Consider the following 11,199-nt stretch of genomic DNA (forward strand, 5'->3'; position numbering starts at 1 on the left):
CCTTTTTGGGTCGTTCACAGGGCACTTCAGAAGCATTGATCGCCAAGATGCTGTAGACGAGCTGCGTTTCCTGAAACATGCGTTTCTTGGGCATCTGGAACTGCGCACTGGCAATCAGGGCCGCTTCCACGCGTTCCACCGTGCGATGCACGGTGGTTTCATGCACACCCCAATCGTCACCCAGATGTGCAAAGGTGCGGTACTCGTGCCAAAATTCCAGGGTCATCAGCAGTTGTTCAGCCACGCTCAGCGCGGCTGGGCGACCAGATTTCTTCTTCCGCCCTTCGCGTTCAGTCAGCACTACTTTCATCTCAGCGAAGGTTTCCGGGTAAACCCCGGTGCGTCGACGAAACTGCTTGCGATTCATCTTTAGCGTGCGTGTCAGGCGGTCTTGCTCCACCCTGACACCTTAGCCCGCCACTTTCGCAAGAGGTCTATTGAATAGAGCACTCAAGATTCGATTTTGGCCTCGTCTGTTGACTATCGCCAGAGCCTGTAAGGCCTTCAACGGCGACGGATGAAGTTGAAGCACAAGGCGGCCAGCGTCAGACTCCCCAGTATCAGGCAGGCCAATGGGTCCAGCCCAGCACGATTGACCCCAACAGATACAGGGTGACGCAGATACCACCCACGACGTGGCCGGACCTGCTGGTCAAACTGACGCGCCAAGCGGTGAAGCTCGGTTGGCACGTCACCGTCCAGTAGTGGATGCCCATGCCCGGTCGCAATAAGTTCAGGGTCTAGACCAGCCAGAGTTTCGACAGACCGGCGCGCCGCATCCCAGTTGGGGGTGTAGTAAGCCGGGGGACCGCGGAGGACCACAGGCTGCATGCTTACGGCACTGGACGCCCACTCCTGCCGGGTGGTTACAACGGCGTCTCCAGCGATCAGGGTGCGGTCACTGGCCCGCCACAAGGAAATGTGCCCGCTGGCATGCCCTGGGGTGTGCAGCCACCGCCACGCCGGCAGGTGCGGCACGGCGCCCTCAACGGACAGAGGCTGCACGGCTGGGCGAAAGTCGAACGGCCCTGGCAAGAAGACCGGAGACAGCAGGCTCATGCTGCCCCCCACGCTCGGATCGGGGAAAGGGTAAGCGGCTTGACCTGTCAGGAAAGGAAGCTCAAGAGAGTGGTTGTACACCGGGACCGCCCAACGCTTGAGAAGCGCGTGCAGCGCCCCCACGTGGTCCAGGTGGCCATGAGTCAAGACGATGGCCTGTGGGGGACAGTCCCCGTACACTTGCTGTGCGGCCCGCTCAATCAGCCCAGCGGTTCCTGGCAAACCGGCGTCCACCAGGACCCACTCCTTGCCTTCCGGGGTTCCCAGGAAGTAGACATTGACCATGGGGAGGCGCACCCGGAACACGTCCTCTCGGAGCGCTTGAACGCCCCCAAAAGCGGGTGGAAAAGCAAAAAGGGACATAGAACCTCCTGGATCAAACTGATAGCACCTGTGCTGACCATGTGAGCAGAAGACAGCGACCCGAGGGTTTCTCAGCCGCAGATCAAACGCCGCTCCTCCGTGGAACTGAAGCCTGAGCAGACGGCAGCGGAGCCCAGGCGTGGCCGGACGCCCCAAACCCCGTCCAGAAGCGTGTCAGCGCTTGATCCAAGTGGGGCATCGGCCAGCCCCGCTCGCTGCGCAGGGTGTATTGATGTGTGGGCGCGGGCGTCCGGCCAGGAGGCACCGTCGCCAACCCAGCCACATCTGCCAGTCGGTGTGCCCAGGCCAGCGGCGTCAAATCCACGCCGCTGGTGAGATGCCAGAGTCCATATTCGCCGTCTAGAAGCAGATTCAACGCTTCATGGAAAAGGTCAGGAGCGTAGGTTGGCGTGGTGATGACTGGAGCGTCAGCCTGAATGGGCTTCCCCGCCAGCAAGTCGGTCATGACCCGCGCTGTTCGTTCGGTGGGGTCTCCTGTGCCGAACAGTTCTCCAGACCGCACCAGGAGGGCAGCGGGATGACTGCTTAGCAGTGCGGCAGCCAGACGCGCCGCCTGTTGCCCTTCTGCCGTCACCGCACTGGCCGGATCGGATTCGGTGTATGGGCGGCCAGCCAACCCATCGAAAACGTCCGCGCGGCAAAAACTGAGCAGGGGCCGTTTGGACGCGGCGCAGGCCTGGGCCAGCTGCACTGCGGCGCGGGCTGACAGCGCGCCGGGAAGATTCACAACGGCCCAGGGAACGCTCAGGTCCAGTCCAGCGGCAAGATCACCAGGCGCAGCGGATGAAGCGGCCTGACAGCGCAGGCCCCGTTGCCCGCAGACCTCCAGCAACCGCTGGCCCAGGGAAGTGTGCGCGCCGTACACCAGCAGCGGTGGGCCACCCGGCGGCTGCGCCTGCACCGCGCCTTCCGGCGGATACACATGGCGCGTATCTCGCTGCCACCACCCCGGTGTCTCCAGCAGGGGCGGCGGGGCCGCACCAGTCGCCAGGGTCTGCGCGAGCCGGGCCAGCGCGGTGGGCCGAGGAACTGGGGCGCGCAGGTCCCATAAACCACTTTCATAGTGACCCTCGCGCCGGGTCAGCAGGCTGTTCCACTCGAAAGCCCCGAAGGTCGCCCAGGCGGTTACGGCCCGCACCTCTACGCCGGCCTCTCTGGCTGCTTGAGCCGCCTGCCACGCCCCGGCCAGCCAGCGAAGCTGCTCCTCTCGCGTGCAGTTCAGATGCACTTCCGTCAAGGCCAGTGGTCGGCCGTACCGTGCGTGGGCTTCGTGTAGACGGGCGAGAGGCCCGCCGTGCGCCGCGCCCAGCACGCGCACCGCCTCGACATCGGCGTACGGCTGCCGGCCATTGCCCCCGTGGGTCTGTGCGGGGTAGTCATCCAAGCGGTGGTCCAGAAAGCGCTCACTGGTCACGTACACATTCAGGCCCAGCACCTCCGGGGGACAGGGATGCTCGGCAAACCAGAGCAGGTCGCGTTCGCTGGCTCCCACCCGCCGCAAGTAAGCCCACAGCGGTGACGTCTCGTCAAACCGGCCCAGCAGCAGGTCGAAGGTAAGCCAGCGCCGCTCATTCTCGAAGTCGGCCTGGTCGCGCAGCACAGGGGTACTGAAGACGCAGCCTAGGTCTTCCGTCTGAATCAGCTGTGCCTGTGGATTTACTTCGCGGATCGCCTGCATCGCTAGCACGGTGGCCCGCAACTGGTGATTCAGAGCGGTCCAGCAGCTCTGCTCGTCCCGCCCGTGAGGATACCAGTGGCCGTACAGCCCAGAAAACCGGGCGGTGGTCAGCGGTTCATTGACTGGGGTATAGCAGGTTATTTCTGGGTACCGCTGCGCAACCGCACGCGCGTAGTCGACCAGCCCAGCAACGAAGTCTGGGTCCAGCAGATGCGTGTGCCGCGGGCCGCTTCCGTGATGAATAAGGCCTACGATGGGCTGCACGCCTCGTGCTTGCAGGCGGCGCAGCCGGATGTCGCCCCAGGTCCAGTCCGCCTGGGCAAGACCGTCTGGCGCCGTCCGCTCCCACAGCAGCGGAAAGCGCACGGCGCTCACACCCAGGTCGGCCAGCCGGTCCATATCGTCCGGGCGCTGATCCGTGCCGCTGAGGGCCAGTTGATCCACTTGCCGGTCGCCGACGCGGCTGACAGTGGGTTCCAGCCCGGCCCACAGGTGCATGCCGGGGGCAGACACCTTGTTGCTCTGAATAGACACTCCTGCTCAGTGAGAAGCCACGCACAGGGTGCTGGCATCTGGGAGAAGACACTGATGAAAAGGCTGATCGGCGGCCCCAGTGAGCTGCGCGCCCTGGCCCAGGATGCTGCCCATCAGGGGGCCGCGCAGGTTGGTCACCACGGCGCCGGCCTCCAGAATCGTGTCCTGAATGTTGGCCCCCTGCACCTTCGCACCTGGCCCCACACTGACGAAAGGACCAATCTGGGCATCCTCAATGATCGCGTCAGCCCCAATGAACACAGGGCCAGTAATCACGGCGCGCCGCACCTGAGCGCCTGGCTCGATAGTCACGGCCCCAAACACTTCACTGTCGGTCATGGTACCGCCAAGCGCTGCTGGGCGCTGTGCCAGCATCCACCGGTTGGCCGCCAGTAGGTCTTCGGGACGTCCTGTGTCTTTCCACCATCCGCGCTGCCGATGACCGTACACCCGGCCAGCCGTTACCAGCTGGGCAATAGCGTCCGTCAGTTCTAATTCGCCGCGCGCACTGACCGGCACTGTTCGGAGCGCTTCGAAAATACTGGGACGAAAACAGTATGAACCTGCCACGGCGAGGTGGCTGGGCGGATGGATGGGTTTTTCTACGATGGAAGTGACTAGTTCGTCCTGCACGGTGGCAACTCCGAAGGCACTAGGCTGCTCCACCTCACACAGCGCCACAGCCGCATCAACCTGTAATCGCTGAAAGCCTTGAATAAGGGCGGCAGGGCCGTCTTCAAACAGATTATCGGCCAGCAGCACGCACAGGTCCTGGCCCCCGACCCAGTCTTCGGCGGTCAGCACGGCGTGCCCCAGGCCACCCATACGGTCCTGGCAGAGGTACGTCACGTCCGGCCAGTCGGCCAACGCGGCGCGCAGAGGTCCCGCCGTACTGGGAGAGACCACCACCGCAATATCGGTAATGCCGGCCGCCTGAAGGTGGTCCAGGGCGTAGGCAATCACGGGACGCCCCGCCACAGAGAGCACAGGCTTGGGCCGGGAATAGGTCAGGGGCCGCAGGCGCGTACCAAATCCGGCCGCCGGAATGAGGGCCTTCACAGCAGCGCCCGCAGTTCATCCTGAGTGAGGTTGAGGCACACCGCGTCTTCGACCTGCTCCACGGCGTCCAGGGGGACGGAGCGGTGGTGGCCGCCCTCGTCACGAACGGTGCGGATGTACTGCTCGTCCAGCTCATCCACGAAGCTGTGGACCAGACCGTCGGCGCATATGATAGACATTCCCGGCGCAATTATTGTCATCGCTTTCTCCTTGCTGCTTTCTCTCACCCGCTGCGGTGATGCCGGGGACAGGGGCGGCCAGGGAGCGGCTAATCTTCTCAAGCGGTCAGTCAAGCTGTGGTCCTGCTCGGTCGGATACACCCTGCTGGGCCTGGGCATAGCTGCCTGACATGGGTGGGGCCAGCCGCGGCTCACCGCCCATCGGCTCCGCCTGCCGCATACGGAATTCGCCTTTTCCGTCCATGGATGGCCCGGTGCTCCAGCGGCCTTCGGGGGCCGGCGTGCCCTCAACACCTGTCAGGAAGAAGTTGTAGCTGAACTCTTGATGCTCGGCCCTCTGGTCAAATGTGTTGGGGATCGGCAAGGTCGCAGTGTGGCCGCCCAGGTCCTCAATTACCGCCAGCCACTGCTGCTGGTGCATGGTGTCGCGCGCAATCAGAAAGCTCAGCATGTCTTTCATGCCGGAATCGTCCGTCAATTCGTACAGGCGGCAGGCCAGGGCGCGGCCGGTCGCTTCGGCTGTCACGTTGGCGTACATGTCGGCAGCCAAGTTGCCACTGGCGTAAACGTGCGAACCGCAAAAGGGCACGCCATTGGCATCGGCCGCCAGCGCCGCCATGCCGGCCGACAGGTACTGGCGGGGGTCCATACCGCCCATCACGGCCGCCACCACCGGATTCTGCGCCGCAGCGGCTTCCTGCGTATCAGCGGGAGCGCCTTCCAGATTCAGTGCCACGGCGGTGGCCAGCATCTGAATGTGTCCAATTTCCTCGGTGCCAGTGGTCATCAGCATGTCGCGGTACTTGACGGGGCCACGCGCACCAAAAGCCTGAAATAGATACTGCAAACAAACCCGGATTTCGCCTTCGACACCCCCAATAGCCTGTTGAAGCAACCGAGCAAAGCGGGGGTCAGGTGTATCCACACGGACGGGGTATTGCAATTTGTTGTCATGGTAGAACATGAGTTCTCCTCTGTGCGGAGGGTAAAAGGCGACGTCGTTGTTCAGACAGGTCAAGGCGGCTTTAGCAGCTTCGCCTGGCCAGACCCCAATCAAGGTGAAATCGCGGCGCCAACGCGCGCGCCTGGCCTGTGCTGCTCGCTCAAGCTGCCTCAAGTTCCCTTTCGGCGCTTCTCATAAACAGACGATTCGGCAGTCAGAGAAGACCTGGCACAAAGGGAAACCCTCTGCGCCGCCGGCAAGGGAGGCCAGCCGCAAGCGTTCAACAGGTGAAGGGCCCTTCAGGCAACGCTCGGACCACCGTCAGATCCTATGTGTTCGAGGAAAAATTGCGTCTGGGACGGCTGCTTTATAGTGAATGTCCATTTTGAATGGTCCTGACTAGAGTTTTGCGGTGCCGCACGGCACACCGATCAACCATTGAACTGGGAGGAGGTTTTCCCGTGTCTCTCGCTCGCCCTGTCCCTGGACCCCCAGGCCTGATCGTTCTGGCGCACTTGCGCTGGAGTTTCGTGTTTCAGCGCCCGCAGCACCTGATGACTCGCGCTGCGGTCACGCGGCCGGTGTATTACGTGGAAGAACCCGTGTTCAGCCCCGGCGCAGATCGCCTGACCCTCCGGCGCGAGGCAGCAGGCCTGACAATCTGCACGCCCCATCTCCGAGCGGGGCAAAGCGCCACCGAAGCCCAGGCCTGCACCGCAACTCTGCTCAGCGAGTTGGTGGAGGCCGAGGACCTTCCGGAATACGACCTATGGGTTTACACACCCATGGAGTTGCCTGTGGCCGACCAGTTAAGTCCCCGCGCCGTGATCTATGACTGCATGGACGAACTCGCCAATTTTCATGGCGCGGCCCCCGAACTGCGCGTCCGAGAAGCTGAACTATTCCGCCGCGCCGACGTGGTCTTTACAGGTGGTCAGCAGCTCTTTGAGGCCAAGTCGGCCCGACATGCCAATGTCCACGCCTTTCCCTCCAGCGTGGACACCGCCCACTTCAGGCAGGCCCGGTCGCCACTCGCTGAACCGGCTGATCAGCATGCTCTCGCTGGCCCTCGCTTCGGCTTTGCAGGTGTGATTGACGAGCGCCTGAACCTGGACCTTCTGCGCAGACTGGCCGCCAGGCGGCCTGAGTGGCATTTCGTGTTTCTGGGGCCGGTGGTCAAGATTGATCCAGCGACTCTCCCACAGGGCCCCAACATGCATTACCTGGGTATGAAAAGCTATGCAGAGCTGCCCGCCTATCTGGCACACTGGGACGTGGCCCTGTTGCCATTTGCACACAACGAGGCCACCGCTTTCATCAGCCCGACCAAGACACCTGAATACCTTGCGGCGGGTCTACCCGTGGTGTCGACCAGCATCCACGATGTCGTGCAGCCCTACGGCGAGCAGGGCCTCGTGCAAATTGCAGACGGAACTGCAGCCTTTGAAGCCGCCTGTGCGGCTGCCCTGGCTGGATGGGGCACGCCGGCTGCACAGGCCACGCTTCAGCGCGTTGACCTCCTTCTGGCCCAGCAGTCCTGGGACAGAACCTGGGCAGCAATGGACGCTCACCTGTGTGCCCTGGGGCGCCCAGGGAGGGCCGAGTGGCCCCTGATCCTGGCAGGAGCCCACAACTAAACTGGCAACAGGCAAACGGCTTGATGTGCTCACTGCAAACGCAGGATTTACCAGACCAGTGGTCTCTCAACGTTTCGGCAATGTCAGCTGTCTTTTTCTCTCGCCAGATTCCCTGTCCCAAGCTCTCAATGCTGGAGAGAGCAGGCATAAACCTTGGTCGCCGCCAAGGCCCATTTGACTTAAACAATGGGCATTCTGTGGACTCTGAAGACCGCAGTACACGACAAATTGCCGGCCTCACGTCCTGAAGAGGTGGGGCGGGAACGGGAGAGGCGTGGCCCCACTTGTCTCACGAGAGAACGGTTGTGCAGCCGCCTGGGATTTCAAAGTGTTCCCACCACATCACGCTGACCGAAGGAGGCGCTATGCGTCACACCACTCACCCGACTCCACTTCTGGAACGCGACCACTGGCGTGACCTGAGTGGCACCTGGCGCTTTTGTTTTGAAGACGTGGGGGTCTGGAAGCACCCTTCCGAAGTGGTTTTCGACCGTGACATTCAGGTTCCGTATGCGCCCGAAAGCCCGCTCAGTGGCATTGGCGATCAGGGCTTCCATCACGTGGTCTGGTATGGCCTGACCCTCACGCTGACGCCGGAAGAACGTCAAAGCCGCTTACTGCTGCATTTTGGGGCAGTGGATTACGCCGCGACCGTCTGGGTCAATGGGCGCCTGGTCGCCACGCATGAGGGAGGACACACCCCATTTACTGCTGACGTGACGCGGCAGGCACAGTTGGCCGAGACGATTGAGGTGACGGTGCGCGCGCAGGATGACCCGCACGACCTTGCCAAACCGCGCGGCAAACAGGACTGGCAGCGGGATCCGCACTCCATCTGGTATCCCCGAACAACCGGCATCTGGCAGACGGTCTGGCTTGAGCAGGTCTCCGACACCTACATCCAAAAAGTGGGCTGGTTTAGCAATATGGATCAGTGGCAACTGGGCCTACAACTCCACCTCGTCGGAACCCTTGCCCCTGGACTCAGTGTGCGGGTGCGGTTGTGGCGAGACGACGTCCTGCTGGTGGACGACCGCTATGGTCTCCAGAGTCATGAGGTGGAACGCCGGATTGCGCTGGCCGATCCTGGCATTGATGATTTTCGCAACGAGCTGCTCTGGAGTCCCAGTCACCCCCAACTGCTGGGGTCCTGCCTGGAGCTGATGGACGGTGATCAGGTGATTGACCGGGTCTACAGCTACGCGGCCCTGCGCTCCGTCTGCATCGCTGGCAACCGGTTTTTGCTAAATGGCCGCCCCTATTACCTGAAAATGGTGCTTGACCAGGGGTACTGGCCCGGCGGCCTGATGACGGCAACAGACACGGAACTGCGCCGAGACGTGGAACTGACGCGGCAACTTGGGTTTAATGGTGTACGCAAGCACCAGAAAATCGAAAATCCACGGTGGTTGTACTGGTGTGATGTCTTGGGCCTGCTGGTCTGGGAAGAGATGCCAAGTTCGTACCGGTTTACGCCGCAGGCTGTCGAGCGCCTGGTCCACGAGTGGCAAGAGGTCATCGCCCGCGACAGGTCACATCCCTGCATCGTGGCCTGGGTCCCCTTAAATGAATCGTGGGGGGTGCCAGATCTGCCTACCAATCCGTCCCACCGTAACTATGTGCAGGCACTGTATTACCTGACCAAGACCCTTGACCCTTCGCGGCCGGTGATTGGAAACGACGGCTGGGAACACATTTCTACCGATATTCTGACCATTCACGATTACACCGATGACACCGCAGCGCTCTACCAGCGCTACAGCACGCTGGACGCTACCCGCGCCACCTTGACACTGCAGCAGCCTGCTGACCGTTTCCTCACCCTGAGTGGCTTTCAGGCAGCCGACCAGCCAGTCATGTTGTCGGAATTTGGCGGCATTGCGTACATCCCTGATCAGGAGAGCGGCTGGGGCTACAGCCAGTCACAGAGCGAAGACGACTTCCAGCGCGACTATAAGACGCTGCTGGCCGCCATCTACGACTGCCACGGCTTGTCGGGATTCTGTTACACGCAGTTGACCGACACCTTTCAAGAAAAGAACGGGCTGCTGTACGATGACCGCTCGCCCAAAGCCGATCTGCTGGGCCTCGCCAGCAGCACACAGGGCACCCGTACGGCCCGCGAGATGACCGTTGACCCTCTTCTCAATCCTTTCAGCACGTCGTCTCAGTGGCGGATTCGGGTGCTGTCATTGGTCGATGCAAAGGACCTATCTCAGGATTGACTTTCGTTGAGAAGCTTTGGCAAACCGCCGCAATGCTGAGATGAAGTTGCTCCAGTTGAGTGAAGAGTGAAGGGGAGGTCGTCATGCCCCAACCGCGAGGGAGTTACTCCCCCGAATTCAGGCAGGAAGCTGTCAGCCCGTCACAACCACCGGAAAAAGCTGTGCTGAGGTTGCCCGTGACCGTGGTCTTCCGCCTCACGACATCGCTCGCTGGCGACCATTGCAAGAGAAGTAGGATCAGGTCGGCCAGCCAGCATTCCCTGGGCGCGGCAACGTCGCGCTGGGTGCCTCTCAAGCTTGGCGAGGAAGACCAGAAAGCGAGCATGCGCGGGAAGATACCGTGCTGCAGAGAAAAATCGAGTTCTTCTTCGAACGAAGCCGGAGCACCTAGGTGGTCCACCTCTTTGGTAGGGTGGGGAATGCATATCGGGGACGACCACAAAGCCGAACAGGCCAGTCTTGAGCAGCTGTTTCAGAAGTGGCAGCAGCTCCGGACCTTGCTGGATGGCGATGTGGTCTGGAGCATTGACGCTCCACACGACCTGTCGAAAGAGCAGCGTCAGCAGTTGGCAGAGACCAGAGAACTCGTCCGCTTGGCTGATGCACGTCTCAGCGAGCTGAAGCGAGGCGACTGGCCGTCTGAAAGTGTCGAAACCATTCGGAGGACTGGGCGCGTGGTTGAGGGCCTCCGGTCTGATCTGACGGCTGCCCTCAACACCTTGAGAGACATTCAGAACTTGCCGCACTTGGATGGAGAACTCCCAATGTGAGTCGGTGCTGGTGACCGCTTAGGGCCATTCTGAAGTTGCTACGCCGTGTCCCACCTTGCGCCCTCCACTCAGCTGCAGGGCACGCCGCAGGGCCGCCTCCCACGTCAGGCGCTGCAGGATGCCGATGCCCAAGAGGTAACCGAGCCGGTCCAGCCAACTGCTGGCCCTCACCTGGGACAGGATGCTCAGCCGGTAGCCCTCTGTGGACAGTGCCGAGCAGCGAAACTCTGTCCAGCCGGATTCCGAATGCTGTTTAAGAGTGCGCAGACGAAAGTGGTCCGGCGCAAGAAAAGCCACTTCTACCCGTGCGCGCCGGCTGCCTAGCATCAAAATCTTGAATTGGTCGCCCACTCCGGTCGGTCCCTCTGTGGGGCGCACCCGGCGGAACCACGCCAGCGCCGGCGGTGTGAGGGATGGCAACTGTTGGAGCATGAGCTGAATGACCTCTGGGCCAGAGCGCTGCGGCGCAGCCAGATCAATCCAGTACTCCCGGCGCGTCAGGGGGCCGACACCATCACGCTCATCGGTTGGGGTCCAGCCGGCTGTTGGAAACCGGAGGACCTTCGTTCTGAACGCACCCAAGAGGAGCGGTGCCAACCACCAACCACGGATCATGATTGAGTCTCCCGACTGGGCGCAGAGGGGACATGACGGCCGCGTAAAGTCTCCAGGACCCGATTTGAGGGTGACATCAGTGTTGCGTGAAGTGGTTACGGGGCTGGTGGTGCGCC

General features: G+C 62.0%; 10 protein-coding genes. 3 read left to right on the plus strand and 7 right to left on the minus strand.

The features are described 5' to 3' along the window. The 6 genes from K7W42_RS22055 to K7W42_RS22080 form a co-directional block, all read right to left on the minus strand. The coding region (locus tag K7W42_RS22055) for a helix-turn-helix domain-containing protein (protein ID WP_224577493.1) at positions 1–367 on the minus strand (367 nt) is incomplete at its 3' end. A 137-nt stretch (positions 368–504) separates the two neighbouring features. After that, a complete protein-coding gene (locus K7W42_RS22060; RefSeq protein WP_224577496.1) occupies positions 505–1,422 on the minus strand; it encodes an MBL fold metallo-hydrolase in 918 nt (305 codons plus the stop codon). Between the two features lie 82 nt (positions 1,423–1,504). Continuing rightward, the gene (locus K7W42_RS22065; protein ID WP_224577498.1) at positions 1,505–3,655 is read right to left on the minus strand and encodes a family 1 glycosylhydrolase; all 2,151 of its coding nucleotides are present in this window, start codon (positions 3,653–3,655) and stop codon (positions 1,505–1,507) included. 6 nt (positions 3,656–3,661) lie between these two features. Further along, on the minus strand, positions 3,662–4,714 hold the full coding sequence (locus tag K7W42_RS22070; protein WP_224577499.1) for a glucose-1-phosphate thymidylyltransferase: 1,053 nt from the start codon (positions 4,712–4,714) through the stop codon (positions 3,662–3,664). Then, positions 4,711–4,893, minus strand: a complete 183-nt coding sequence (locus K7W42_RS22075) for a DUF2171 domain-containing protein (RefSeq protein WP_255639565.1) — start codon at positions 4,891–4,893, stop codon at positions 4,711–4,713. The genes K7W42_RS22070 and K7W42_RS22075 overlap by 4 nt, the downstream gene beginning before the upstream one ends. Positions 4,894–4,999: 106 nt before the next feature. Continuing rightward, the gene (locus K7W42_RS22080; RefSeq protein ID WP_224577510.1) at positions 5,000–5,857 is read right to left on the minus strand and encodes a manganese catalase family protein; all 858 of its coding nucleotides are present in this window, start codon (positions 5,855–5,857) and stop codon (positions 5,000–5,002) included. Between the two features lie 440 nt (positions 5,858–6,297). Here K7W42_RS22080 and K7W42_RS22085 point away from each other — a divergent pair, with 440 nt between their 5' ends. The 3 genes from K7W42_RS22085 (at position 6,298) to K7W42_RS22095 (ending at position 10,468) form a co-directional block, all read left to right on the plus strand. Next, the gene (locus K7W42_RS22085) at positions 6,298–7,473 is read left to right on the plus strand and encodes a glycosyltransferase (protein WP_224577512.1); all 1,176 of its coding nucleotides are present in this window, start codon (positions 6,298–6,300) and stop codon (positions 7,471–7,473) included. A 365-nt stretch (positions 7,474–7,838) separates the two neighbouring features. Beyond that, positions 7,839–9,698 (plus strand): glycoside hydrolase family 2 protein, encoded by a 1,860-nt coding sequence (locus K7W42_RS22090; RefSeq protein WP_224577514.1) that lies wholly within the window; start codon positions 7,839–7,841, stop codon positions 9,696–9,698. Positions 9,699–9,874: 176 nt separating this feature from the next. Further along, the gene (locus K7W42_RS22095) at positions 9,875–10,468 is read left to right on the plus strand and encodes a hypothetical protein (protein WP_224577515.1); all 594 of its coding nucleotides are present in this window, start codon (positions 9,875–9,877) and stop codon (positions 10,466–10,468) included. An 18-nt stretch (positions 10,469–10,486) separates the two neighbouring features. Here the strand turns inward: K7W42_RS22095 and K7W42_RS22100 are convergent, their stop codons facing one another. Beyond that, the gene (locus K7W42_RS22100; protein WP_224577518.1) at positions 10,487–11,083 is read right to left on the minus strand and encodes a hypothetical protein; all 597 of its coding nucleotides are present in this window, start codon (positions 11,081–11,083) and stop codon (positions 10,487–10,489) included. Between the last annotated feature and the right edge of the window lie 116 nt (positions 11,084–11,199).

The organism is Deinococcus betulae (assembly GCF_020166395.1).
GTDB lineage: Bacteria > Deinococcota > Deinococci > Deinococcales > Deinococcaceae > Deinococcus > Deinococcus betulae.